The organism is Microbacterium paraoxydans (genome assembly GCF_018224615.1).
GTDB classification, from domain to species: Bacteria; Actinomycetota; Actinomycetes; order Actinomycetales; family Microbacteriaceae; genus Microbacterium; species Microbacterium paraoxydans_B.
The window spans coordinates 385,205-409,606 of the sequence record NZ_JAGTUK010000003.1 but is presented as its reverse complement, the minus strand read 5'-3'; the positions used below and the strand labels follow the sequence as shown (position 1 = coordinate 409,606).

General features: G+C 69.1%; 24 protein-coding genes and 4 tRNA genes. 9 read left to right on the top strand and 19 right to left on the bottom strand.

Going from position 1 to position 24,402, the window contains the following annotated elements; genetic code table 11:
- Positions 1 to 16 precede the first annotated feature (16 nt).
- Entirely contained in the window at positions 17 to 571 is a 555-nt protein-coding gene (locus KE274_RS12145) for a type IV toxin-antitoxin system AbiEi family antitoxin (protein ID WP_211544097.1), read from the top strand.
- Here KE274_RS12145 and KE274_RS12140 read toward each other — a convergent pair.
- The 8 genes from KE274_RS12140 to KE274_RS12105 all read right to left on the bottom strand — a co-directional run bounded on the left by KE274_RS12140 (position 558) and on the right by KE274_RS12105 (position 9,165).
- A complete protein-coding gene (locus tag KE274_RS12140; protein ID WP_211544095.1) occupies positions 558 to 2,810 on the bottom strand; it encodes a RelA/SpoT family protein in 2,253 nt (750 codons plus the stop codon). The two genes, KE274_RS12145 and KE274_RS12140, sit on opposite strands and share 14 nt — an antisense overlap.
- Positions 2,811 to 2,876: 66 nt before the next feature.
- Positions 2,877 to 3,866, bottom strand: coding sequence for a protein translocase subunit SecF (gene secF / locus KE274_RS12135; RefSeq protein ID WP_211544093.1), 990 nt, complete (start codon positions 3,864 to 3,866; stop codon positions 2,877 to 2,879).
- The gene (gene secD, locus KE274_RS12130) at positions 3,866 to 5,596 is read right to left on the bottom strand and encodes a protein translocase subunit SecD (RefSeq protein ID WP_211544091.1); all 1,731 of its coding nucleotides are present in this window, start codon (positions 5,594 to 5,596) and stop codon (positions 3,866 to 3,868) included. The genes secF and secD overlap by 1 nt, the downstream gene beginning before the upstream one ends.
- Before the next feature lie 55 nt (positions 5,597 to 5,651).
- On the bottom strand, positions 5,652 to 6,053 hold the full coding sequence (locus KE274_RS12125; RefSeq protein ID WP_249186312.1) for a preprotein translocase subunit YajC: 402 nt from the start codon (positions 6,051 to 6,053) through the stop codon (positions 5,652 to 5,654).
- Between the two features lie 72 nt (positions 6,054 to 6,125).
- On the bottom strand, positions 6,126 to 7,151 hold the full coding sequence (gene ruvB / locus KE274_RS12120; RefSeq protein WP_211544088.1) for a Holliday junction branch migration DNA helicase RuvB: 1,026 nt from the start codon (positions 7,149 to 7,151) through the stop codon (positions 6,126 to 6,128).
- Positions 7,144 to 7,764, bottom strand: a complete 621-nt coding sequence (gene ruvA / locus KE274_RS12115; protein ID WP_211544086.1) for a Holliday junction branch migration protein RuvA — start codon at positions 7,762 to 7,764, stop codon at positions 7,144 to 7,146. Before ruvA ends, ruvB begins: the two co-directional genes overlap by 8 nt.
- 9 nt (positions 7,765 to 7,773) lie before the next feature.
- A complete protein-coding gene (gene ruvC / locus KE274_RS12110; RefSeq protein WP_211544084.1) occupies positions 7,774 to 8,358 on the bottom strand; it encodes a crossover junction endodeoxyribonuclease RuvC in 585 nt (194 codons plus the stop codon).
- Between the two features lie 45 nt (positions 8,359 to 8,403).
- Complete coding sequence (locus KE274_RS12105) at positions 8,404 to 9,165, bottom strand: YebC/PmpR family DNA-binding transcriptional regulator (RefSeq protein ID WP_211544941.1); 762 nt, start codon at positions 9,163 to 9,165, stop codon at positions 8,404 to 8,406.
- A 178-nt stretch (positions 9,166 to 9,343) separates the two neighbouring features.
- Here KE274_RS12105 and KE274_RS12100 point away from each other — a divergent pair, with 178 nt between their 5' ends.
- Positions 9,344 to 10,264: a phosphotransferase gene (locus tag KE274_RS12100; protein WP_211544081.1), complete on the top strand. Its 921-nt coding sequence runs from the start codon at positions 9,344 to 9,346 to the stop codon at positions 10,262 to 10,264.
- A 6-nt stretch (positions 10,265 to 10,270) separates the two neighbouring features.
- Here the strand turns inward: KE274_RS12100 and pdxT are convergent, their stop codons facing one another.
- Positions 10,271 to 10,882 carry a pyridoxal 5'-phosphate synthase glutaminase subunit PdxT gene (pdxT, locus tag KE274_RS12095; protein WP_211544080.1) on the bottom strand — a complete coding sequence of 204 codons (612 nt, stop codon included), beginning with the start codon at positions 10,880 to 10,882 and terminating at the stop codon, positions 10,271 to 10,273.
- The gene (gene pdxS, locus KE274_RS12090; RefSeq protein ID WP_211544077.1) at positions 10,872 to 11,765 is read right to left on the bottom strand and encodes a pyridoxal 5'-phosphate synthase lyase subunit PdxS; all 894 of its coding nucleotides are present in this window, start codon (positions 11,763 to 11,765) and stop codon (positions 10,872 to 10,874) included. The genes pdxT and pdxS overlap by 11 nt, the downstream gene beginning before the upstream one ends.
- A gap of 90 nt (positions 11,766 to 11,855) precedes the next feature.
- On the opposite strand from pdxS, the gene KE274_RS12085 reads away from it, so the two are divergent.
- Positions 11,856 to 13,163: an aminotransferase class I/II-fold pyridoxal phosphate-dependent enzyme gene (locus KE274_RS12085; RefSeq protein WP_211544075.1), complete on the top strand. Its 1,308-nt coding sequence runs from the start codon at positions 11,856 to 11,858 to the stop codon at positions 13,161 to 13,163.
- A gap of 46 nt (positions 13,164 to 13,209) precedes the next feature.
- Positions 13,210 to 14,061, top strand: a complete 852-nt coding sequence (pdxY, locus tag KE274_RS12080; protein ID WP_211544073.1) for a pyridoxal kinase PdxY — start codon at positions 13,210 to 13,212, stop codon at positions 14,059 to 14,061.
- Positions 14,062 to 14,064: 3 nt separating this feature from the next.
- On the opposite strand, the gene KE274_RS12075 is transcribed toward pdxY, so the two are convergent.
- Both KE274_RS12075 and thrS read right to left on the bottom strand, forming a co-directional pair.
- Positions 14,065 to 14,610, bottom strand: coding sequence for an HIT family protein (locus KE274_RS12075; protein ID WP_211544071.1), 546 nt, complete (start codon positions 14,608 to 14,610; stop codon positions 14,065 to 14,067).
- Positions 14,607 to 16,532, bottom strand: coding sequence for a threonine--tRNA ligase (thrS, locus tag KE274_RS12070; protein WP_249186396.1), 1,926 nt, complete (start codon positions 16,530 to 16,532; stop codon positions 14,607 to 14,609). Before thrS ends, KE274_RS12075 begins: the two co-directional genes overlap by 4 nt.
- A 148-nt stretch (positions 16,533 to 16,680) precedes the next feature.
- On the opposite strand from thrS, the gene KE274_RS12065 reads away from it, so the two are divergent.
- Both KE274_RS12065 and KE274_RS12060 read left to right on the top strand, forming a co-directional pair.
- Positions 16,681 to 17,058, top strand: coding sequence for a DoxX family protein (locus tag KE274_RS12065; RefSeq protein ID WP_211544068.1), 378 nt, complete (start codon positions 16,681 to 16,683; stop codon positions 17,056 to 17,058).
- On the top strand, positions 17,055 to 18,404 hold the full coding sequence (locus tag KE274_RS12060) for a cryptochrome/photolyase family protein (RefSeq protein ID WP_211544066.1): 1,350 nt from the start codon (positions 17,055 to 17,057) through the stop codon (positions 18,402 to 18,404). The genes KE274_RS12065 and KE274_RS12060 overlap by 4 nt, the downstream gene beginning before the upstream one ends.
- 13 nt (positions 18,405 to 18,417) lie before the next feature.
- Here the strand turns inward: KE274_RS12060 and KE274_RS12055 are convergent, their stop codons facing one another.
- The gene (locus tag KE274_RS12055; RefSeq protein ID WP_211544064.1) at positions 18,418 to 19,170 is read right to left on the bottom strand and encodes an MBL fold metallo-hydrolase; all 753 of its coding nucleotides are present in this window, start codon (positions 19,168 to 19,170) and stop codon (positions 18,418 to 18,420) included.
- On the bottom strand, positions 19,167 to 19,667 hold the full coding sequence (locus KE274_RS12050) for a DUF6098 family protein (protein ID WP_249186311.1): 501 nt from the start codon (positions 19,665 to 19,667) through the stop codon (positions 19,167 to 19,169). Before KE274_RS12050 ends, KE274_RS12055 begins: the two co-directional genes overlap by 4 nt.
- A 256-nt stretch (positions 19,668 to 19,923) precedes the next feature.
- Between KE274_RS12050 and KE274_RS12045 the strand changes: the two genes are divergently transcribed.
- Positions 19,924 to 21,072 (top strand): zinc-dependent alcohol dehydrogenase, encoded by a 1,149-nt coding sequence (locus tag KE274_RS12045; RefSeq protein ID WP_211544062.1) that lies wholly within the window; start codon positions 19,924 to 19,926, stop codon positions 21,070 to 21,072.
- Between the two features lie 3 nt (positions 21,073 to 21,075).
- The gene (locus tag KE274_RS12040) at positions 21,076 to 21,642 is read left to right on the top strand and encodes a hypothetical protein (RefSeq protein WP_211544060.1); all 567 of its coding nucleotides are present in this window, start codon (positions 21,076 to 21,078) and stop codon (positions 21,640 to 21,642) included.
- 50 nt (positions 21,643 to 21,692) lie between these two features.
- On the opposite strand, the gene KE274_RS12035 is transcribed toward KE274_RS12040, so the two are convergent.
- The 3 genes from KE274_RS12035 to KE274_RS12025 all read right to left on the bottom strand — a co-directional run bounded on the left by KE274_RS12035 (position 21,693) and on the right by KE274_RS12025 (position 21,988).
- Positions 21,693 to 21,767, bottom strand: a tRNA-Val gene (locus tag KE274_RS12035).
- A 25-nt stretch (positions 21,768 to 21,792) separates the two neighbouring features.
- Positions 21,793 to 21,863 (bottom strand) — tRNA-Cys (locus KE274_RS12030).
- A 52-nt stretch (positions 21,864 to 21,915) separates the two neighbouring features.
- Positions 21,916 to 21,988: transfer RNA gene (locus KE274_RS12025), tRNA-Gly, on the bottom strand.
- 151 nt (positions 21,989 to 22,139) lie between these two features.
- On the opposite strand from KE274_RS12025, the gene KE274_RS12020 reads away from it, so the two are divergent.
- Positions 22,140 to 22,215 (top strand) — tRNA-Val (locus tag KE274_RS12020).
- A 28-nt stretch (positions 22,216 to 22,243) separates the two neighbouring features.
- Here KE274_RS12020 and KE274_RS12015 read toward each other — a convergent pair.
- Together KE274_RS12015 and KE274_RS12010 are read right to left on the bottom strand one after the other, a co-directional pair.
- Positions 22,244 to 23,209, bottom strand: a complete 966-nt coding sequence (locus KE274_RS12015; protein ID WP_211544058.1) for a TIGR03885 family FMN-dependent LLM class oxidoreductase — start codon at positions 23,207 to 23,209, stop codon at positions 22,244 to 22,246.
- 75 nt (positions 23,210 to 23,284) lie between these two features.
- Entirely contained in the window at positions 23,285 to 24,355 is a 1,071-nt protein-coding gene (locus tag KE274_RS12010) for a PQQ-dependent sugar dehydrogenase (protein WP_211544056.1), read from the bottom strand.
- Positions 24,356 to 24,402 lie beyond the last annotated feature (47 nt).

Here is a 24,402-nt window from a genome sequence, read left to right as displayed (position 1 = left end):
GTTACGCCACACTGGCGTGGTGCATCCCGCTCTTCTGTATCTTCCCGGCGCGCGCCTCAGCCTTCCTGAGCTCAGCGCCGCTCGACTCGACGGGCATGTGGTCGACCTCGGCGACGCCTACATCCCTGCCGACCTCGTCGAGGGCGCCGATGTCCGTGCCGCGTCGATCGCCGCCCTCGTTCAGGACGGCGCCGCTGTCTGCGGGCCGAGTGCTGCCTGGGTCCATGGCGCGGGAGACGCGCCGCCTCCGGTGCACCACGTCAAGCGGTGTGTCGAGCGTCGCGTGCGCCCACGCACGAGTGCGCGCCTGGTCTTCCACGACACGGTGCTTCCCCCCGCCCACGTCGTGATGATCGGCGGTGTGCCCGTGTCCACACCCGGGCGAACGATGATGGATCTGGCAACCAGCCTGCACCGGGACCCGCGCGTGCTGCCCTGGATGAATGCGCTCGCGATCGCGTGTCCGGAAGCAACGAGGCACGCCCTGACCGAGCTCCGAGGGAGCACGCGTGTGCCCGGAAGCCGGGCGGGCATCGCCGCGCTCGAACGGGTGGAGCTCAGGACGAGGTGACGCGGTACACGTCGTACACCGCGTCGATGCGCCGGACGGCGTTCAGCACGCGGTCGAGGTGGACCGCATCGCCCATCTCGAACACGAAGCGGCTGAGGGCGAGACGCTCGTCGGTCGTGCTGACCGTGGCGGAGAGGATGTTGACGTGGTGCTCGCTCAGGACGCGGGTCACGTCCGAGAGCAGACCGGAGCGGTCGAGCGCCTCGACCTGGATCTGCACGCGGAACACGCTCTTGGTGGTCGGTGCCCACGACACCTCGACGAACCGGTCCTGCTCACCACTCAGGGCCTTCACGTTCACGCAGTCCGCCCGGTGCACCGAGACGCCACTCCCCCGCGTCACGAAGCCGACGATCGGGTCGCCCGGCACCGGGGTGCAACACTTCGCGAGCTTGACGAGGATGTCGTTCGCCCCGCGCACGAGAACACCCGAGTCCCCGCCACGCGGCTCGCGGGTCTGCACGCTGCCCGGCAGGTCGATCGCGCCCGTCGTGGTGTCGTTCGCCGCCACCAGGGCGGTCACCTTCTCGAGCACGGACTGCGTGGACACGTGCCCTTCGCCGACCGCTGCGTACAGCCCCGACACGTCTTCGTAGTGCAGCTGATGGGCGACCTCGGTGAACGAGTCCTGGTTCATCAGGCGCTGGAGCGGCAGGTTCTGGCGACGCATCGCGCGGGCGATGGCCTCCTTGCCCTGCTCGATCGCCTCCTCGCGGCGCTCCTTCGTGAACCAGCCGCGGATCTTGTTTCGGGCCCGCGTGCTCTTGACGAAGCCGAGCCAGTCCTGGCTGGGCCCGGCATCGGGGTTCTTGGAAGTGAACACCTCGACCACGTCGCCACTCTTGAGTTCCGATTCGAGCGGAACGAGACGGCCGTTGACCTTCGCGCCCATCGTGCGGTGCCCGATCTCGGTGTGCACGGCGTACGCGAAATCGACCGGCGTCGCTCCCGCCGGCAGACCGATGACCCGGCCCTTCGGCGTGAAGACGTAGACCTCTTTCGCGCCGATCTCGAAGCGCAACGAGTCGAGGAACTCGCCGGGGTCGGCGGTTTCGGCCTGCCAGTCGGAGATGTGCGCGAGCCACGCCATGTCGGTGTCCGACGCGCGCACCTCGGTCTTCCCGCCGCCGTTCATCCGCTCCTTGTACATCCAGTGCGCCGCAACGCCGTACTCAGCCTGCTGATGCATCTCGTGCGTACGGATCTGGATCTCCACCGTGCGTCCCGCGGGACCGATCACGGTGGTGTGAAGCGACTGGTAGAGGTTGAACTTCGGCGTCGCGATGTAGTCCTTGAAGCGGCCCGGCAGCGGCGTCCACCGGGCGTGGATCGCGCCGAGAACCGCGTAACAGTCGCGCACGGAGGACACGAGCACGCGGATGCCGATGAGGTCGTAGATGTCGTCGAACTCGCGACCGCGCACCACCATCTTCTGGTACACGGAGTACAGCTGCTTCGGTCGCCCCACCACCTTGCCGCGGATCCGAAGGTCGCGCAGGTCCTCGTCGATCTCCTCGATCACCTGCCCGAGGTACTTCTCCCGCTGCGGAGTGCGCTGCGCGATGAGGCTGTGGATCTCGTTGTAGATCTTCGGGTGGAGAACCGCGAACGACAGGTCCTCCAGCTCCGACTTGATCGCCTGGATACCGAGACGGTTGGCCAGAGGCGCGTAGATCTCCAGCGTCTCCTTGGCCTTCTTCGCCGCCTTCTCCGGCGGAACGAAGCCCCAGGTGCGAGCGTTGTGCAGGCGATCGGCCAGCTTGATGAGCAGCACGCGGATGTCCTTCGACATCGCGACGATCATCTTGCGGACCGTCTCCGCCTGCGCGCTCTCCCCATACTTGACCTTGTCGAGTTTGGTGACGCCGTCGACGAGCATCGCGACCTCATCACCGAACTCGGCCGTGAGGTCGGTGAGCGCATAGCCGGTGTCCTCGACCGTGTCGTGCAGCAGAGCCGCGGCGATCGCGCGCGGGCCGAGGCCGAGCTCGGCGAGGATCTGAGCCACCGCGAGGGGATGCGTGATGTACGGCTCGCCACTCTGCCGCTTCTGGCCCTCGTGCTTCTCCTTCGCGACCGCGTAGGCCCGCGAGATGACGGAGAAGTCGCCCTTGGGGTGGTTGGCCCGGACCGTGCGGATCAGATTGTCGAGGTCGTTGATGCGGGACGCGCGCGAGAAGATACGGGGCACCAGCCGTCGCAGACTCGATCCCTGCGACGCCGTCTGCGGCTCCGCCATCCACTCACCTCCGAATCAGACAATCCTACGCGTGCTGAGACGGGGCGGGCCCCGCGCAGCGGGGCCTCAGGCCTCGACGGCCGCCTTCTCGCGGGCGGCGCGGATGCGGGCATCGCGCTCCTTGATCTGCGGCTCGTTCTCGCGGAACAGCGAATAGAGCGGCGCCGCAACGAACAGGGTCGAGTAGGTGGCCACCAGGATGCCGACGAAGATCGAGAGAGAAATGTCGGTGAGCGTCTCCGCGCCCAGCCAGAACGCGCCGATGAACAGGATCGCGCCCACCGGGAGCGCCGCGACGACCGAGGTGTTGATCGACCGGATCAGCGTCTGGTTCACCGCGAGGTTGACCGACTCCCCGAAGAGGCGGGCGGTCTTCTCCCCGTCTTCCGTGGTGTTCTCCCTGATCTTGTCGAAGACGACGGTGGTGTCGTAGAGCGAGTACGCGAGGATCGTGAGGAATCCGATCACGGCCGCCGGCGAGATCTCGAACCCGGCGAGGGCGTACACGCCCACGGTGATCACGAGAACGTCGAGCAGACCGATGATCGCCGCCGCCGACATCTTCCAGGTACGGAAGTAGATCGCCAGGATGAGGAAGGTCAGCGCGAGGAAGATCGCCAGACCCCACAGCGACTGGCGCGTGACACTCTCACCCCATGCCGGGCCGATGAAGGAGGAGGTCACGGCGTCCGGCTCCACGTCGTACGCATCGGCGAGAGCTCCCGCCACCTGCTGCGTCTCCGCGGCGGTCATCTGATCCGTCTGCACGCGGATGTCCTGCTCGTTCACGATCACGACCTTGGTCGCGGCACCGGGAACGACCGATCGCACGGCCTCACTCGCCGTGTCCTGATCCAGCGTGGCGGGCGAGTTCACCGTGAACTGCGAACCACCGGTGAACTCGATCGAGAACTGGATCGGCCGGAAGAGCGGCACGAGGGCCGAACCGACGACCAGCACGATCGCGATGATGAACCACAGGCGACGTCGTCCGACGAACGGGAAGGAGGTCTTTCCCGTGTAAAGGTTGTTACCGAACTCGTTCATGGAAGCCATCAGGCGTCTCCCTCGCTTCCGCCCTTGGTCTGTTTCTCTGCAGCGAGGGCCTCGGCGCGCTTGCGCTCGGCGATCGTCTGGCGGCGGTCCGCCTCACCGCGCGAGCGGGCGTTCTTCGCACCACGTCCTGCCGAAGTCGTCGCGACCTCCCGGTACTGCGACCGGCTGCGGTACACCGCGCCCAGGGCTGCCGGGTCGAGGCCTGAGAGCTTGTGCCCACCGCCGAAGAACCGGGTGCGGGCGAGGAGCTGCATGACCGGGTGCGTGAAGATCACGAAGATCATCACGTCGATCACGGTCGTGAGACCGAGAGTGAACGCGAAGCCCTTCACGGTCGAGTCGGCGAGGATGTAGAGCACTACGGCCGCGAGGATGTTGATCGACTTCGAGATGTAGATCGTGCGCTTCGCCCGACCCCAACCGTCCTCGACCGCGGCCGTGATCGACTTGCCGTCGCGCAACTCGTCGCGGATGCGCTCGAAGTACACGATGAACGAGTCGGCCGTGAATCCGATCGACACGATCAGACCGGCGACACCGGCGAGGGAAAGACGGAACCCGATGCGCCAGGCGAGGATGCAGATCACGATGTACGTCAGCACCGCCATCACCGCGATCGACGCGATGATCACCGTCCCGAGCGCACGGTAGGAAAGCAACGAGTACACCGCGACGAGGGCCAAGCCGATCAGGCCGGCGATCAGGCCGATCTGAAGCTGCTGGGTACCGAGGGTCGCGGAGATCGTGTCGGAGCTCTGCACCTCGAAGCTCAGCGGCAGCGCACCGAACTTCAGCTGGTCGGCGAGCGTTGTCGCGCTCTCCTGGGTGAAGCTTCCGGAGATGCTCGGACGACCGTCGAGGATCACGCCGTTCATCCGCGGCGCGCTGATGACGTCCCCGTCGAGCACGAACGCGAACTGGTCACGCGGCGAGAGCCCGTCGATGCGGTTCTGGTTGAGCCGCGTGCTGACCTTGCCGAACGCATCGGCACCATCGCCGTTCATGGTGAGCTGCACGATCCACGCGCCGCTCTTCGGGTCGCGACCGGCGGACGCGTCGGTGATGGCGCGTCCGTCGAGCTCTGCGGGCCCGAGCAGGAACTTCTGCGTGTCGTCGGGCGAGCACGCGATGAGCGGCTCGTCCTTCGGTGCGCGCGAGGGGTCGTTGTCGGGATTGGCGCAGTCATATGCCTGGAACTCGGCGGCAAGCTTCTCGGTCACCCAGGACAGGTCGCTCGCATCGGTGGGCTCGGCGGTCGGCGTCGCGTTCAGCCCGGGATCGGGGCTCGGGAACGGCGTGGAATTGCCGTCGTCGCCGACGAACTCGGTGCTCGCCGCCGTGGTGTACAGCACGGGACGGAACTCGAGCTGTGCACTCGACTGAATGCGCTCACGCGTCTGCTCGTCGGCCTCGCCCGGGATCTGGACGACGATGTTGCGGCCGCCCTCCGTGGTGATGTCGGCCTCGGCGACACCGGAAGCGTCGACACGCTGACGGATGATCGCCGCCGCCTGGTCGAGCTGCTCCGGCGACGGTGCCGCCCCGTCCTCGGTCTCCGCGCTCAGGATGATCTGCGTGCCGCCTTGCAGGTCGAGCGCCAGTTCCGGCGCCCACGAGCTCTGCTTGAAGACGTACACACCCAGAGCGTTGATGCCGAAGAGCACGCCCGTCACGAGGAGCAGTCCCAAGAGGACCCGCCAGGCGTGACGGACAGGGGAAGATGAAGCCACGTGTGTTCAGCTTTCTGGGAGAACGATGGTACGAGTGGCCGCAACGGCCCCGAAGTTATTTGTCGTCGGCGTCCCGCTCGAGACGAGCGCGGGTCTCCTCCGGCGTCTCCGCCGTGGGGGCGGCGGGCTCCTCGACGATGCGGTCATCCACGCCGTCGACGGGCGTCTCCACGATAGCGTCCTTCGGCTCGACGATGCGGAGGATCGCCTGGCTGTGCACCTCGATCACGGTACCGGGGGCGATCTCCACCAGAGCGGGGGCATCGAGGTCGTCCGGGTCGAACGCGACGATCGTGCCGTAGATGCCACCCTGCAGGAGCACCTTGGCGCCCGGAATCGTCTTGGTGGCCTTCTCCTCCTGCTCGGCCTTCATCTGCTTCGTCCGCTTGCGCGTGTTGAAGATCATGAAGATCAGGAGCACGGCCAGGAGGCCGAAGAGCACGAATTCCATGGGCATGGGGAAGCGCCTTTCTCAGGTGCACGCACCAGCCATTGGGCGCACAGAGGTATCGGGGGAAGCCTTCAGCGATTATAGGTCATCCAGCGTGAGCATCCCGTCGGGATGCGCCACGCCGAGGTGCGCGTACGCCTCGGGCGTCGCCACGCGTCCGCGGGGCGTACGACCCAGGAATCCGATGCGCACGAGGTACGGCTCGACGACGCTCTCGACCGTCTCGGCCTCCTCGCCCACCGCGACCGCCAGAGTGCTCAGCCCCACCGGTCCGCCGCGGAACCGCCGCACCAGCGCGTCGAGCACAGCGCGATCGAGCCGGTCCAGGCCGATGGCATCGACGTCGTACAGTTCGAGCGCGGCGCGCACGTCATGCAGGGTCGCCGAACCGTCGCCGTGCACCAGCGCGTAATCGCGCACGCGTCGCAGCAGACGATTGGCGATGCGGGGCGTACCGCGAGAACGACGGGCGATCTCGGCGAGAGCGTCGGTGGGGAGCCCGACGCCGAGCACCGACGCGGAGCGGGCGATCACCTGCTCCAGCTCGCCGACGTCGTAGAACTCGAGGTGGCCGGTGAACCCGAAGCGGTCACGCAGCGGATTCGGCAGGAGCCCGGACCGTGTCGTCGCGCCTACGAGCGTGAACGGCGAGAGCTCCAGGGGGATGCTCGTGGCGCCCGCGCCCTTGCCGACCATGATGTCGATGCGGTAGTCCTCCATCGCGAGGTACAGCATCTCCTCGGCGGAGCGCGCCATCCGGTGGATCTCGTCGATGAAGAGCACTTCGCCGGGCACGAGACTCGACAACAGCGCGGCCAGGTCGCCGGCGTGCTGGATCGCGGGACCGCTGGACATGCGAAGGGGACGCTCGCTCTCGTGCGCCACGATCATCGCCAACGTCGTCTTCCCGAGTCCCGGAGGTCCGGCCAGCAGGATGTGATCGGCCGGGCGGGACTGCAGACGAGCCGCATCGAGCAGCAGTTGCAGCTGACCGCGGACCTTGTGCTGCCCCACGAAGTCACCCAGGCTCGATGGGCGAAGGGCACCCTCGATTGCGAGCTCGGACTCGTCAGTGGGCTCGGTCGGGTCGAGCGCGTCAGACACGCGGAGCTCCTCCCTGCGCCGGCCCGAGCAGGGCGAGCGTGCGCCGGAGCAGCGAGGCGACCGACGTGCGCTCGGCCTCGGTCGCGGCTGCCGCCGTCTCCGTCGCGGCCTCCGCGGCCACCTTCTCGGACCACCCCAGGCCCACGAGCGCCGCAGCGACCTGCGACACGATGTCGCTCCCGCCCGACGCCTGCGGTGCGGTCGCAGCGGCCACGGCGTGGACCTTGCCCGCCAGCTGGACCACGATGAGCTTCGCGGTCTTCGGCCCGATGCCCGAAACCCGCCGGAACGGAGCGTCGTCCTCGGCCGTCACGGCCTCAGCGATCTGGTCGGTCGTCAGGTGCGACAGAACGCCGAGCGCCGACTTCGGCCCCACTCCGGTCACGCTCAGCAGGAGCGTGAAGATCTCCAGCTCGGCTCGGTCGGCGAAACCGAAGAGGGACAGGGCGTCCTCCCGCACGATCAGGCTCGTGTGGAGTCGCAGCTTCTCCCCCACCACCGCCGTGTGCGCCACATCGGCCGGAACGGCGACCGCGAACCCCACGCCGCCGACGTCGACGACGACCTGGTCCGGTGTCGTGTGCAGCACGGTGCCGTGCAGAGAGGAGATCATCCTTCCAGCCTAGGAGGTGGCTCGTAGATATGTTCGAGCGACACGCTCCGCATCCGCCCAGGCGCGCTGTGCGGGGGTCAGCCCGCCGGTCGCGCCCAGCGCCTGCGGGGCCCCGCGGCGCCACGCGTGACACAGGGCGATCGCGAGCGCGTCGGCAGCGTCGGCCGGCTGCGGCGGAGTGTCGAGCCGGAGGATGCGGGCGATCATGGTCTGCACCTGCCGCTTGTCGGCCGAGCCGTACCCGGTGACGGCCGCCTTGACCTCGCTCGGCGTGTGAGTCGCGGCGGGAAGCCCCGACTCCGCGGCGATCAGGAGGGCCACCCCGCTGGCCTGCGCCGTGCCCATCACCGTATGGCTGTTCTGCTGGGCGAACACTCGCTCCACCGCCACCGCGTCCGGCCGGTGAGTCTCGATCGCCTCGCGAATGCCCGCGGCCACAATGGCCAGCCGTTCACCGATCGGCGCGTCGGCCGCCGAACGGATGACGCCGACGTGCACGAGCGTACCGCGGCGAACGCGATCGACATCCACGATGCCGACACCGCAGCGGGTCAGGCCGGGGTCGATGCCCAGCACGCGGATCGTCGAGGTCACTCCCCCAGGCTAGGCCGCGATGACGACCGTCGGCGTGAGCCGCGCCTAGGCGTCGTCGTTCTCGAGCTCGGCCTGGACCTCGGCGGACAGGTCGAAGTTGCTGAACACGTTCTGCACGTCTTCGCTGTCCTCGAGCGCATCGATCAGACGGAACACCTTGCGTGCCGTCTCCGCGTCGATCTCCACCTTGAGGTTCGGGACGAACTCGACGTCGGCCGACTCGTATTCGATGCCGGCCTCCTGCAGGGCGCTGCGCACCGCGACCAGGTCGGACGCCTCGGTGATGACCTCGAAGCCCTCGGCATGCGGCTCGATCTCCTCGGCACCCGCCTCCAGCGCCGCCATCATCACGTCGTCCTCGGTCGTGCCTTCCGACCCGACGACGATGACGCCCTTGCGGCTGAAGTTGTAGGCGACGCTGCCCGGATCGGCCAGAGTGCCACCGTTGCGGCTCAGCGCCGTGCGGACCTCCGCGGCTGCGCGGTTCTTGTTGTCGGTCAGACACTCGATCATGAGAGCGACGCCGTTCGGGCCGTAGCCCTCGTACATGATCGAGGTGTACTCGACTGCATCGCCGCCGATACCCGCGCCGCGCTTGATCGCCCGGTCGATGTTGTCCTTCGGGACCGACGTCTTCTTCGCCTTGAGGACCGCGTCGAACAGGGTGGGGTTGCCCTGCAGGTCGGGGCCGCCGAGCTTGGCCGCGACCTCGATGTTCTTGATGAGCTTGGCCCAGGACTTGGCACGGCGCGCGTCGATGACGGCCTTCTTGTGCTTGGTCGTGGCCCACTTGGAATGCCCGGACATAAGTCTCCGCTCGTCGTCTGGGCCCCGGAACGAGTCCAGGGCGTCGTCCATTCTAAAGGAACACCGGGGCGCGCCCGGCGGCACAGCCCCTTGCGCCCGGCGCGGATACGCGAAACGGCGCCGCCGTCGGCGACTGTTAGCGTCGAAACCCCGCGGACGTCCGAAAGGAGACGCCAAGATGCAGGGCGCCGACCGCCTCCGCCCGAGCTGGGCCTCGCTCCCCGCCCCGTTCCGCGATGACATCGTCGCGCTGATCGGCGGAACCTTCGTCAGCGACATTCCCGCCCACGGCGGCTTCAGCTCGGCGTACGCGGGAACCGTGACGACCACAGCGGACCGCGCGTTCGTGAAGGCGGCGGCTGCGGACGGACACGGCGACTCGCTCCTGTTCCTCGCCCGAGAGGCCGCGGTGCTCGCTCACCTCACGACGCCGCTGGCTCCGCGACTGCTCGGGCACCTGCACGGCGAGCACGGGACGGCCGTCGTGATCGAGACCGTCGACGGACACCACCCCGGCGCCCCCTGGACCACCGCAGACCTGCACACTGTGGCGGAGAGTCTGCGCGAGCTCGCATCGACCGCCGCGCCCGCGGGGCTCCCCACCGCACAGACGTCGATGCTGCCGGGGTTCACACGCTGGCACGACATCGCACGGACTCCCGGGCTCTGTGGCGCCCTTCCGGCTGGTCTCGTCGAGAAGGTCAACCGTCTCATCGACGTCGAACGCGGGTTCGCGGAGGCTGTGCGCGGCGATGTGCTCGTGCACGACGACGTACGCGCCGACAACATCCTGATCGAGAACGACCGAGCGCGGCTGATCGACTGGCCCCACGCCCGTCGCGGTGCTCCGTGGATCGACCTGCCGTGCCTGCTGCCGAGCATCGAAGCGGCCGGCGGGCCGTCCTGTGCTGACGCCTATCCCCTGTTCCTCGACCATGGCGCCCCGACTGCGAAGGAGTTGCTGCCCGTGATCGCCGGATTCGCGTCCTACCTGTGGTGGGAGCAGGCGCAGCCGGAGATTCCGGAGCTGCCCGGGCTGCGCGCGTTCCAGCGCGCCCAGGCGCTGCCCGCGCTGCGCTGGGTGTCGACGCTGATCTGACCCCGCTCAGGCAGCGAGATGGTGCCGCCACTGCTCCACAGCGTCGAGGAACCGCTGGTGGAACCGGGTCTCTCCGCTGATCTCGGGGTGAAAGCTCAGCCCGAGGAGCGTGCCCTGTTCGACCGCTACCACTCGACCGTCATCGAGAGCAGCGAGCGGGGTGGCGGCCGGACCGACCGACTCGACCACGGGTCCGCGGATGAACGCGGCGCTGACCGGATCGCCGCCGAACCCCGCGACCTCCAACTCTGCCTCGAACGACTCCGCCTGACGACCGAACGCATTGCGCCGCACGACGACATCGAGTCCGCCGAAAGACTCCTGTCCGTCGATCGCGTCCACCACGGTGTCGGCGAGCATGATCAGCCCAGCGCACGTGCCGAGCATCGGCATCCCCGCCGCGATCGCCGCGCGGATCGGCCCCTGGAGACCGAACGACCGCGACAGCTTGTCGATCACGCTCGACTCCCCGCCGGGGATGACGAGGCCATCGACCGCACGCAATTCGTCAGGGCGACGCACGCGCACCGCATCGGCGCCGAGCCGCGAGAGCAGGGCGATGTGCTCGCGCACATCGCCCTGCAGCGCGAGCACTCCGACGCGCGGGTTACCAGCCACGCTCGGCGAGCCGGTGCGGTGCCGGCAGGTCGCTGACGTTGATGCCCACCATGGCCTCGCCGAGCCCGCGCGACACGTCGGCGATCACCTTGGGGTCGTCGTAGAACGTCGTGGCCTTGACGATGGCCTTCGCGCGGTCGGCGGGATTGCCCGACTTGAAGATGCCGGAGCCGACGAACACGCCGTCCGCGCCGAGCTGCATCATCATCGCCGCATCGGCCGGGGTGGCCACTCCTCCCGCGACGAACAGCACCACCGGGAGCGCGCCGGTCTCCGCGACCTCCGCCACCAGCTCGTACGGCGCCTGCAGCTCCTTGGCGGCCACGAACAGCTCGTCCTTCGGGAGAGCGGTGAGGGCCGCGATCTCGCCGCGGATCTTGCGGATGTGCTTCATCGCCTCGGACACGTCACCGGTGCCGGCCTCGCCCTTCGAGCGGATCATCGCCGCTCCCTCGTTGATCCGGCGCAGCGCCTCACCGAGGTTCGTCGCACCGCACACGAACGGCACCGTGAAGCCGAACTTGTCGATGTGGTTCACGTAGTCGGCCGGCGAGAGCACCTCGGACTCGTCGATGTAGTCCACGCCCAGTTCCTGGAGCACCTGCGCCTCGACGAAGTGACCGATGCGGGCCTTCGCCATCACCGGGATCGATACAGCGTCGATGATGCTGTCGATCATGTCGGGGTCGCTCATGCGCGACACACCACCCTGAGCGCGGATGTCGGCCGGCACGCGCTCCAGAGCCATGACGGCGACGGCACCCGCATCCTCGGCGATCTTCGCCTGCTCGGCGGTCACGACGTCCATGATGACGCCGCCCTTGAGCATCTCGGCGAGACCGCGCTTGACGCGGGAGGATCCGGTGGTGTTCTGCTCGGACATGGGGAGCTCCTGTCGGATGATCCGTAATCGGGTTTGATCTAGATCAAACGTAGCACTGTCCGATCCCACCTAGAATCACGGAGGAGGATCATGAACGACCGGATCACAGGCAGTACCGCGGCGGAGATCGCCGACAGCGTGCGCGCCCTGCGCGACCGCGGAGACCTGGTCCCCGGCACCGTCCTCCCACCGGTGCGCGAACTCGCCGCGACGCTGGGGGTCAACCGGAACACCGCCGTCGCCGCCTACCGTCAGCTCGCGCAGGCCGGACTCGTGCTGTCCCGGGGGCGCGCGGGGACCGTCGTCGCGGGCATCGAGACCGTGGCGCAAGAGGGCTACGCGGCCGACACGGTGCTCCGCGACATCGGAACGGGCAACCCCGATCCCGCGCGCATCCCCGACCCGTCCGCGGCGCTCATGACGATCGCCAGCCGACCCGTCCTGTACGGCGAGCCCGTGATCGATCCCGGCCTGGAGGAGTGGGCGCGCCGCTGGATGGCCCGCGACCTGGCCGACGCCGACTTCCGTATCACCGTCACGAGTGGTGCGGTCGACGCCGTCGAGCGTCTCCTGGCCCAAGCCCTCATGCGCGACGACGCGGTCGCCCTCGAAGACCCATGCTTCCTCGCCAGCATCCACACCGTGCGACTGGGCGGATACCGGGCCGTCCCGGTGCCGGTCGACGACCAGGGCATGACGGTCGACGGCCTGCGGGCGGCCCTCGACACGGGCGTTCGCGCCGTGATCTGCACGCCGCGTGCGCAGAACCCCACCGGCGTCGGCCTGACCCCCGAACGCGCCGCCGAACTGCGTGCCGTCCTCGCCGACCACCCCTACGTGCTGATCATCGAGGACGACCACTTCTCCCTGCTCTCCCAGCGCCCGTATCAGTCGCTGATCGGCGCCGACCACCGCCGCTTCGCCCTCGTGCGCTCCGTATCGAAGTTCCTGGGGCCGGACATGTGCCTCGCGATCGCGGCGACCGACCCCGACACCGCCGAACGGCTCGCGATGCGGCTCAGTCCCGGCACGACCTGGGTCAGCCACCTCCTGCAGCGTCTCGCTCTCGCGCAACTGACCGACGAGGACGCGATGCGAACGGTCGCCGCGGCGGGCGTGCACTATGCGGAACGCAACGCCGCCTTCGCGGAGCGCCTGGGCGCCCACGGCTTCGACGCCCCCTCCCCCGACGGCCTGAGCCTCTGGGTACGTCTTCCCCGACCCGCACGCGCGGTCGCCGAACAGCTGATGCGACGAGGCTGGCTCGCGCGCACGGGCGACGAGTTCTCGCTCGACGACCGCGCCGTTCCGTCCCACCACCTCCGTCTGACCGTCCACGACCTCACCGACGACGAGGCGGACACCCTCGTCGCCGACCTCGTCGCCGCCGCGCGATGACCCCCCGTCGCGGGCACCGTCCCGCCCTCACCGAAAGCGTTCACCCATGAAGATCCTCTCCATCCAGTCCGCCGTCGCGTACGGGCACGTCGGGAACTCCGCCGCCGTCTTCCCGCTGCAGCGCATCGGCGTGGAGGTGCTGCCCGTCTACACCGTGAACTTCTCCAACCACACCGGCTACGGCGCCTGGCGCGGCCCCCTGATCGACCCCGCCGACGTGCGCGAGGTGATCACCGGCATCGAGGAGCGCGGCGTGTTCGGGCAGATCGACGCGGTCCTCAGCGGCTATCAGGGCGGTGAGGGCATCGGCGACGTGATCATCGACGCCGTCGCCCGCGTCAAGGCCGCCAACCCGAACGCGGTCTACGCGTGCGACCCGGTGATGGGCAACGCGAAGTCGGGCTGCTTCGTCGCGCCCGCCATCCCGATCCTGCTGCGCGAGCGCGTGGTGCCGGTCGCCGACATCATCACGCCCAACCAGTTCGAACTCGGGTTCCTCACCGAAACCGAGCCCGACACCCTCGAGTCCACGCTCGACTCGGTCGACCTCGCCCGCGCCATGGGTCCGCGCACCGTGCTCGTGACGAGCGTCGAGCGCCCCGACCGCGAGGAGGAAACGATCGAGATGCTCGCCGTGGACGACGAGGGCGCGTGGCTCGTGCAGACCCCGCACCTGCCGATGAAGGCGAACGGCTCCGGCGACGTCACCGCCGCCCTGTTCACCGCGCACTACGTGGAGACGGGCAGCGCTCAGACCGCACTCGAGCGCACGGCGTCCAGCGTGTACGACCTGCTGCAGGCCACGCTCGACTCGGGCGAGCGCGAGCTGCAGCTGATCGAGGCGCAGGAGTTCTACGCCCACCCGCGGATGCAGTTCACCGCGCGGCAGGTGCGCTGAGCCTCACGCCGGCCACGCGTGCGCGACGGCCTCCCGCACTTCACCCAGGAGCTGCGGGAGCGCCTTCGTCTTCGCGATGATCGGGAAGAAGTTCGCGTCGGACCGCCACCGAGGCACCACGTGCTGGTGCAGGTGCGCGTCGACGCCCGCCCCTGCCACCGCGCCCTGATTCATGCCGAGGTTGAACCCGTCGCAGCCGGACACCTCGCGCAGCACGCGCATGGCCGTCTGGGTGAGCGCGCCGATCTCGGCGACCTCCTCCACGCTCGCCTGGTCGTACGTGGCGATGTGACGGTAGGGGCACACCAGCAGGTGCCCGGAGTTGTACGGGAACAGGTTCAGCAGCACGTACGCGGTCTCACCGCGGGCCACGATCAGCCGCTCGGCATCCGGATACTTGGGCGCCTCGCAGAACGGGCACTCCTCACGAAGGGGCTCCGGACCCGCCTGGATGTACGCCATCCGGTGCGGGGTCCACAGCCGCTGGAACTCGTCCGGCACACCAGCGAGGTGCCCGGCGTCCTCCAGCGGCTGCTCCCCGTCGGTCATGCCAGATCCCCCGCCGTCTGCACGAGGGCGTGGCTGTCGATCGCGGCACGGATGCGCTCGACCGCATCGGCGATCGGCACCCCGTTCTCCTGCGAGCCGTCACGGTAGCGGAACGAGACGGTGCCGGCGGCACGGTCCTGCTCGCCCGCGATCAGGAGGAGCGGGACCTTGCCGGTCGTGTGCGTGCGGATCTTCTTCTGCATGCGGTCGTCGGACGTGTCGAGCTCGGCGCGCACGCCCCGGCTGCGGAGCGTGTCGATGACCTCGCCGAGATAGTCGGCGAAATCGTCAGCGACCGGGATGCCCACGACCTGCACGGGCGAGAGCCACACCGGGAAGTCGCCCGCGTAGTGCTCCAGCAGGATCGCGAAGAACCGCTCGATCGAGCCGAACAGCGCGCGGTGGATCATGATCGGGCGCTTCTTCTGCCCGTCCTTGTCCATGAACTCGAGGTCGAAGCGCTCCGGCAGGTTCGGGTCGACCTGCACCGTGGACAGCTGCCACGTGCGACCGATCGCATCGCGCGTCTTCAGGTCGATCTTCGGACCGTAGAACGCGGCCTCACCCGGGACCTCGGTGAGCTTGAGGCCCGACGCGAGTGCCACCCGGCGCAGCGCGTCGGTCGATGACTCCCAGAACTCGTCCGAGCCGATCCACTTCGACTTCTCGTCGTCCTTCATCGACAGCTCGAGCTCGAAGTCGGTCAGACCGAAGTCGCGCAGCATCGACAGGATGAACTCGAGGACCTTGCCGACCTCCTCCTCCAGCTGGTCGGGCGTCACGAACAGGTGCGAGTCGTCCTGCGTGAAGCCGCGCACGCGCGTGAGGCCGTGCAGCGCCCCGGACAGCTCGTTGCGGTACACCGTGCCGTTCTCCGCGAAGCGCAACGGCAGGTCGCGGTAGCTGCGCGCACGCTCCTTGTAGATGAGGATGTGCATCGGGCAGTTCATCGGCTTCAGGTAGTAGTCCTGGCCCTGCTTGGTGATGTTGCCCTCGTCGTCGCGCTCCTCGTCCATCACGATCGGCGGGAACATGCCGTCCTTGTAGGTGACGAGGTGGTTTGAGGTGAGGAACAGGTCCTCCTTCGAGATGTGCGGCGTGTAGACGTAGGTGTATCCGCCCTCGATGTGGCGCTTGCGGGCGTGCTGCTCCATCTCGCCGCGCACGACACCGCCGCGCGGATGCCAGACCGACAGCCCGGAACCGATCTCCTCGGGGAAGGAGAACAGGTCGAGCTCCTTGCCGAGGCGACGGTGATCGCGCTTGGCGGCCTCTTCCAACCGGTGCTGATACGCGCGCAGCTCGTCCTTGGTCGGCCATGCCGTGCCGTAGATGCGCTGCAGCTGCGGGTTCTTCTCGCTGCCGCGCCAGTACGCCGCGGCGATGCGAGTGAGGTCCCACCCGTTGCCGATCATGCGCGTGTTCGGCAGGTGCGGCCCACGGCAGAGATCCTTCCAGACGACCTCTCCATCGCGCGTGGTGTTGTCGTAGATCGTCAGCTCACCCTCGCCGACCTCCACGGACGCGCCCTCGGCGGCCTCCTTGCCGCCCTTGAGCCCGATGAGCTCGAGCTTGAACGGTTCGTCGGCCAGCTCGACGCGTGCCTCCTCGTCCGTGACGACACGGCGGACGAAGCGCTGTCCCTCCCGGACGATGCGCTGCATCTCCTTGGTGATGGCCTTGATGTCTTCCGGCGTGAACGGGGTGTCGACGCCGAAGTCGTAGTAGAAGCCATCGGCGATGGGCGGGCCGATGCCGAGGTTGGCCTGCGGGTTGATGCGCTGCACCGCCTGCGCGAGCACGTGCGCGGTCGAGTGGCGCAGGATGTTCAGACCGTCGACGCTGTCGATCGTGACCGGCTCGACCTCGTCGGTGTCGGTGACGGTCGCGGCGAGATCCTTGAGGACGCCGTTGACGCGCATCGCGACGACGTTTCGGTCAGAGAACAGGGCGAAGCCGTCGGTCGGCTGGGCGTTTTCAGGCACTGATCACTCCATCTGGGTCGGCCTCTAGGCTACTCGCCCGCCGGGGCGCCGCCGACCGTCGCCGCGCGGACGGTAGCGTGTCCCCATGACCCGGACGATCGCCCGCTGGATCCTCGCTCTCGCCCTCGGCACGATTGGCGTGACGCACTTCACGCAGACACGCGGCTTCCGGGTGGTGGTGCCCGACGCGGTCACCCGCCTCGCAGGTCTCGACAAGGATACGGTCGTGCGCGCGTCCGGTGCCGCGGAGGTCGCCCTCGCAGCCGCACTCATCGCGCTCCCCCGCCAGCGTCGGGTCTTCGGAGCGGCCACGGCCGCGTTCCTCGCCGCCGTCTTCCCCGGCAACTGGTACCAGTGGCGGACCGGCCGCTCCGCACCGGGACTGGACACGGACGGGAAGCGTTTCGGCCGCCTGTTCCTGCAACCCGTCCTGATCGGCTGGGCACTGTGGGTGACACGATGAGCGCGCCGTCCGTCGTCTGGTTCCGCGACGACCTCCGCCTGGCCGACAACCCCGCGCTGCGCGCGGCCATGGACCGCGGTGCGCCCGTGATCGCGCTGTTCGTGCTGGACGAGGAGTCGCCGGGGGTGCGGCCGCTCGGCGGGGCGTCGAAGTGGTGGCTGCACCACTCCCTGGCCTCGCTCGGTGAGCGTCTGCGTGAGCGGGGCGCACGCCTGGTGCTGCGCCGGGGCCCCGCGGAGCACGTGGTGACCGAGGTCGTCGCCGAGACGGGCGCCGGCGCGGTGTACTGGAACCGTCGCTACGGTCGAGCTCACCGCGACATCGACAGCGCCCTGAAGTCGGCACTGCGCGAGCAGGGGCTGACGGTGGAGTCGTTCGCGGCCTCGCTCCTGCATGAGCCGTGGACCGTCACGACCGGCAGTGGCACGCACTACTCCGTGTTCACGCCCTTCTGGCGGGCCTGCCTCGCGCTCCCCGCACCGCGCTCTCCACTGCCCGAGCCGCGCGAACTCGACGGAGCCGACGTCACGGTCCGCTCCGACGACCTCGACGCCTGGTCGCTGCTGCCCACCCGACCGGACTGGGCCGGCGGACTCCGCGAGACCTGGGAACCGGGCGAGCCTGCCGCCCGGCGCCAACTGCGCCACTTCCTCACGCATGACCTTCCCGACTACGACCGCGCCAGGGATGAACCCGCCGCAGGTGTGACCTCGCAGCTCTCCCCTCGGCTGCGCTGGGGTGAACTCAGCCCGTACACCGTGTGGGCGGAGGCGACAGAGGTCGACGGCTCCGCGCGGTTCCTGTCCGAGCTCGGCTGGCGCGAGTTCGCCTGGCACACGCTCTATCACTTCCCCGACCTCGCCACGGAGAACCTCCGGACCGAGTTCGACGCCTTCCCCTGGCCCGGACTCGACCCGCAACAGCTCGACGCGTGGCAGCACGGCGAGACCGGAGTGCCCCTCGTCGACGCCGGGATGCGCGAGCTGTGGCACACCGGCTTCATGCACAACCGCGTGCGCATGGTCACCGCGTCGTTCCTCATCAAGAACCTGCTCATCGACTGGCGCCTGGGCGAGGACTGGTTCTGGGACACCCTGGTCGACGCGGACGAGGCGAGCAACCCGTTCAACTGGCAGTGGGTCGCGGGCTCGGGCGCCGACGCCGCGCCCTACTTCCGCGTGTTCAACCCGGAGCTCCAGGCGAAGAAGTTCGACGCCGACGGCGTGTACGTGGCGCGATGGGCCGCCGATGCCCCCACCGAGCCGATCGTCGATCTGAAGGCCACGCGGGCGGCCGCGCTCGCCGCGTACGACGAGGTCAAGCGAGCCCCTGTGCCCGGCCGGTGACCCCGGCGGAGCGTCAGTGCGCTCCGCGGCGCAGCGCCTGCGCCACCGCCGGCCCGATGCCGTCTCGCACCGCGGCGCCGTGGCCGGGGAGAGCGACCCTGGCCTCGGTGGCCGCGAGGGTCGTCAGCGACGCCAGTGCCTCGTCGGGGACGGCGGTCGCCGCGTTGGCCACGATCTGCGGACCTTCCTCCCCCGTGTAGGGGTCGAGGGTCACCAGCGCGTCGCCGAGGATCAGCACCCCCTCCGATGGGAAGAAGTATGCGCAGTGTCCGTCCGTGTGCCCGGGCGTCCACAGTGCGATCGGCGTGCCGGGCGCATCGATGCTTCGTCCGTGGGCCACGCGTGGCTGCGCCTCCACGCCTCGCACTGTCAACGCGCCGGCTGCTGCCATGCGGGCGATCGTCGGGATGCCGCGCGGATGACCGAACACGTAGCTGAGACGCGGCGACGCCGGTCGGTACCGGTACGGGTGTCGTGCCAGCCTAACGTCTCGCGGATGGACGATCACGGACGCGCCTTCCCGCTGGAGTGCGCGCGCCGTGCCCACGTGATCGAAGTGGCCGTGGGTGAGCACGACCGCATCGATGTCGCTCCGCTGTGCACCGAGGTGGGTCAGAAGCTCGCCGAGCACCGTGCGCGTGCGCGGGAGCCCCGCGTCGAACAGCGTCATGCCGTCGGACGTGCGCACCAGGTAGCAGTTCACGTCGGCGACGCACAGGCGGAAGAACCCGGGGACGAGTTCCGCCCACCCGTCCGGGACACTCATGAGGACTCGTCTTCGTCGTCTGCCGGTCCTCGGCCGGCGTCGAAGTTGCGGTTGTATCGCTCGTGCGCCTCGGCGAGCAGGTCCTCGTCCAGCACCGCGACCGGTTCCACGTCGCGCAGCAGCGGCTCGCAGTCGGGGCCGCGTCCGCACAGCTCGCCGCGCAGGATCCAGGCGATGCGCCGCGGCTCCTGCTCCGCCAGATGCCGGTACTGGCACAGCTGCCGTGCCAGCCAGTCCTCCAGCGGGCGCGTCCACCAGCGCTCGGCGTCGAGCGGGTTGACCGAGAGGCCGGGCAGCTCCAGGCCGCTCTCGGTGTCGACGCTCGAACGTCGCGCGTCCGCATCCGGGCCTTCCGAGTAGCGCACGTGCAGTCCGGCGCACGCGCGGACGACCGCGGCCAGCTGCGAGAGGTGGGACACCCGCCGCAGCCCCGTGGCGTTGTCGCGTGCGCCGGGCAACTCCGGAGCGCACATCGCGATCGACATCGATTCCGACATGGCCCCGAGGCTACGAGGGCGGTTCTCGGCGGACACGGGGATTGACATCGACCCGGTGAAGCCGGTCGCGCGCGGGAGCGCGAAGCTACTCCTCGCTGGCCGTCTCGTCAACGGCCTGCGTCGGCGCGAACCCTCGACCTAGCGTCGACAGCTCACCGCAGCTCGGAGGTCCGCCTGCTCGTCACTCCGGTGGCACGAGAGCACGACGCCCGTCCGGCCGCCCGCATCCACCGATCGACTCTCGAGAGGAACAGCAATGCGCGCCATGACGTACCGCGGCCCCTACAAGATCCAGGTGACCGAGAAAGCGGAACCACGGATCGAGCACCCCAACGACGCCATCGTGCGTGTCACCCACGCCGCGATCTGCGGTTCCGACCTCCACCTGTACCACGGCATGATGCCGGACACCCGGATCGGGCACACGTTCGGCCACGAGATCGTCGGCGTCGTGCACGAGGTGGGCTCGTCCGTGCAGAACCTGACCGTGGGCGACCGGGTCATGGTGCCGTTCAACATCGCGTGCGGCTCCTGCTACTTCTGCGCGCGCGGGCTCTTCTCCAACTGCCACAACGTCAACCCCAACGCCACGGCTGTCGGTGGTATCTACGGCTACTCGCACACGACCGGAGGCTACGACGGCGGTCAGGCCGAATTCGTGCGGGTTCCCTTCGCCGACGTCGGCCCGTCGGTCGTGCCCGACTGGCTGTCCTCCGAGGACGCGCTCCTGCTCACCGACGCGTTCTCCACCGGCTACTTCGGCGCGCAGCTCGGCGACATCGCGGAGGGCGACACCGTCGCCGTCTTCGGCGCAGGACCGGTGGGGCTCGCCGCCGCGCGCTCCGCCTGGTTCCTCGGAGCGGGGCGGGTGATCGTGGTGGACCACCTCGACTACCGCCTCGACAAGGCGAGGGACTTCGCGTTCGCGGAGACCATGCACATCAAGGAGGTCGGCGACCCCGTGCTGGCCATGAAGAAGGCGACGGGGCACCTCGGAGCGGACGTGGCCATCGATGCCGTGGGCGCGGAGGCCGACGGCAATCTGATCCAGCACGTGACCGCGGCCAAGCTCAAGTTGCAGGGCGGGTCCCCCGTGGCCGTGAACTGGGCGATCGACTCGGTCCGCAAGGGCGGGACCGTCTCCATGATCGGCGCCTACGGCCCGCTGGTGTCCGCCGTGCGCCTCGGTGACGCGATGAACAAGGGCCTCACCATCCGCGGAAACCAGGCGCCCGTGCTCCGCCAGTGGCCCCGACTCCTGGAGCACATCCAGGCGGGGCACGTGCGCCCGAGCGAGCTGCTCACCCACCGCTTCCCGCTCGAGCACATCGCGGAGGCGTACCACGTGTTCTCCAGCAAGCTGGACGACTGCATCAAACCCGTCATCACCATGGGAGAGGACTGAGCCATGCCGTACGAAGCGCACAAGCCGAAGCTGGCACCGACCGCGGACGAGCTCCGCGACCGCATCCCCGGATGGGGCACCGACCTCCCGCCGGAGCACCGCCGCACCTGGCAGCAGCTCGAGGACTACGGAGACACGGGCGCCCACTGGACGCGTCCGGACCCGCAGCCGGGCGGGGAGGGCAGGGAGCGCTCGATCGAACACGCCATGGTCCCTCCCGTGTTCGGGACGGCGCAGCCGCTGCACGGCCTGTCCGGGAGCGTGCGCCGCTTCGCCTACGACCATTTCAGTGAGACGAAGAACACGCGCTGGCTGCTGCTCGTGATCGGCGACCGCATCGAGTCCGTCGGGGCGCACGTGCGTTCCCTCGCGACACCGCACCCCGACAACCCGGTCACGCAGACCGGCGTGCTCGGGGAACCGCGGCATCGCCCGCTGTCCTCGCGGTTCGGGCGCGGTCGGATCGACGTCCGGCACACCTGGCTCGATCCGATCATCGTGGCCGGGCCCTGGGTGGTCGCCGTCTGGATGACGGTATCGCTCGCGCGCAAGGTCTTCCGCCGCGGCTGAGCCCGTCACCGACGCAACAAAAAACCCCCGGGGAATCCGGGGGTTTCAGGTGGTGCGCGATACTGGGATCGAACCAGTGACCTCTTCCGTGTCAGGGAAGCGCGCTACCGCTGCGCCAATCGCGCCCGTTGGGGCTATTCAGTTTCAGCGAGGTGGCGACGGGATTCGAACCCGTGTAAACGGCTTTGCAGGCCGGTGCCTAGCCGCTCGGCCACGCCACCGTGTGGATTGACCCCACGTGCTGCCGATCTTCGAGAAGACCTACTGCACTCGAGCGGATGACGAGACTCGAACTCGCGACCCCAACCTTGGCAAGGTTGTGCGCTACCAACTGCGCTACATCCGCATTTCGTTCCCGGTTGTCCCGGGCACTCATGAAACATTAGCCGATGAATCTCCCCGTGCCAAACCCGGAGCGAATCTCGCGCGTGTCTCGCAGAGTGGTCATCAGAGGCTCCGAGCGTCCGGTAGTATCGGTTGACGTACCCCGCGGGTATGGGCGATTGGCGCAGTTGGTAGCGCGCTTCCTTCACACGGAAGAGGTCATCGGTTCGAGTCCGGTATCGCCCACCACACTCCCCCTCAGCTCCTCGCGATCACGTCACAGCCGTGCGCGCAGCCCCGGCAGGATCAGGGATTCCGCCGCGTCCAGGAAGTCGGACTGCTCCTGTCCGACGTGATGGAGGTACACGCGGTCGAAGCCGATCCGCGCCAGCTCGGCGATGCGATCCGCGAGCGCGACGGGGTCGTGCTCCACGAGTACCGCAGACCGCAGTGCGCTCTCGTCGACCTCGCCCACCGCGGCGTCGAAGTCCTCCGGCTGCTCGATGTTCCACGTCAGCGACGGCGTCAGCACGCCCTGACGCCACTGGGTCCTGGCGAGTTCGAGCGCCTCGGCGTCGGTGTCGGCCCAGCTGACATGCACCTGCAGCACGCAGGGCCCCTCGCCGCCGGCCGAGCGGTAGGCGTCGACCACACGGCCGAGCGCCGCCGGCTCCTGCGCCACGGTCGCCAGACCCTGCGCCCACGCGGCCGCCCAGCGCGCCGTCTCCGGGCTCACCGCGGCGGCGAGCAGCGGCGGCGGCTCGGCGGGACGGCTCCAGACGCGTGCCCGATGCACCCGCACGAGGCCGTCGTGCGTGACCTCCTCGCCGTCCAGCAGCCTCCGGATCACATCGACGCTCTCCCGCAGCCGGCCGTTGCGGAGCTCCTTGCTCGGCCACGGATCGCCCGTGACATGTTCGTTCATCGCCTCGCCGCTGCCGAGCGCCGCCCAGAACCGCCAGGGGAACATCTCCTCCAGCGTCGCGAACGCCTGCGCCATCACGACCGGGTGATAGCGCTGACCCGGCGCGTTGACCAGCCCGATCGAGAAGCTCGTGCGCGCGAGCGCCGCGGCGATCCAGCTCAGCGCGAAGCCGGACTCGCCCTGCTCCGGCAACCAGGGGGCGAGGTGGTCCGAGCACATCGCGCCGTCGAACCCCGCGGTTTCCGCGGCGACGACCGCGTCGAGCAGCGCGCTCGGGGGGATCTGCTCGTGCGAGGCGTGGAATCCGATGAAGGCCATACCCGAGTCTGACAATCGCGAGCTCGAACGCGGCGGTGCTTGACACACGGGCGTCCCCGGTGGCAGGAGTCGCGGTCACTCCGCTTCCACCGCGAGAATGCGGTCGTCGCCCTCCCGTGGGCTCCCGCGCCCGTCGGTGTTGTTCGTGAGGATCCACACCTCACCGTCCGGTGCGACCACCACGTCGCGCAGCCGCCCGTGTCGTCCGATCCCGCTCTCGGCCGAGGAACCCAGGTCGTCCACGGGCACCTCGCGCAACCGCTCGCCGCGCAGGTTCGCGATCAGGAGGCGGCCCTGCACCACCGTGATCCCGCTCGGGCTAGCGTCCGCGGGTGCCCACTGCTGCACCGGATCGACGAAGCCGTCCTTCTCCGCGATTCCCTCCACCTCGGGCCAGCCGTAATTGCCCCCGGGGACGACCACGTTGAGCTCGTCCCACGTGTTCTGCCCGAACTCGCTCGCGAACAGGGTGCCGTCGTCTGCCCACGCGAGTCCCTGCGGGTTGCGGTGACCGAGGCTGTAGACCGGGGAGCCCGGAAACGGGTTGTCCGATGGAACGGTGCCATCGGCCTCCACGCGGAGGATCTTCCCGGCCAGCGACTGCGGGTCCTGGGCGCGGCGACCGTCGCCCGCGTCGCCCGTCGTGACGTACAGTCGCCCGTCCGGGCCGAACGCGATACGGCCCCCGTTGTGCGTGGGCGCAGAGGGGATCCCGGACAGGATGGGCTCTGCCGGTCCCAGTCGCAGCGAGCCCGGCGTCCCCCGCAGCTCGTGACGCTCGACACGGTTCCCCTCGTCCGCCGTCGCATAGGCGTACAGGTACCCGTCGTGCACCGCGAGCCCGAGCAGCCCGCCTTCCCCGCCCGCCACGACACCGTCGAGCACCGCGACCTCGCGCACGCCGCCGTCCGTCCCGATCTCGACCACGGTGCCGGTGTCTCGTTCGCTCACGAGCGCGGTGCTCCCGTGGAAAGCGATCGACCACGGCGCGTCGAGCCCCTCGGCCACGGCGACCGCCTCCGACGTGAACACCGCAGTCACCTCGGGAGCCGGCGTGGGCGGCCCCGTGCACCCCGACAGCAGCAGCGTCGCCGCCGCCGCCACGGCAGCGGGCAGCGCAGCACCTCGAGCCGCGCTCGCGCTCATCCCCCGCTCCGTCCCGGCGACGCCAGGATGCCGCCGTCCTCCGAGCG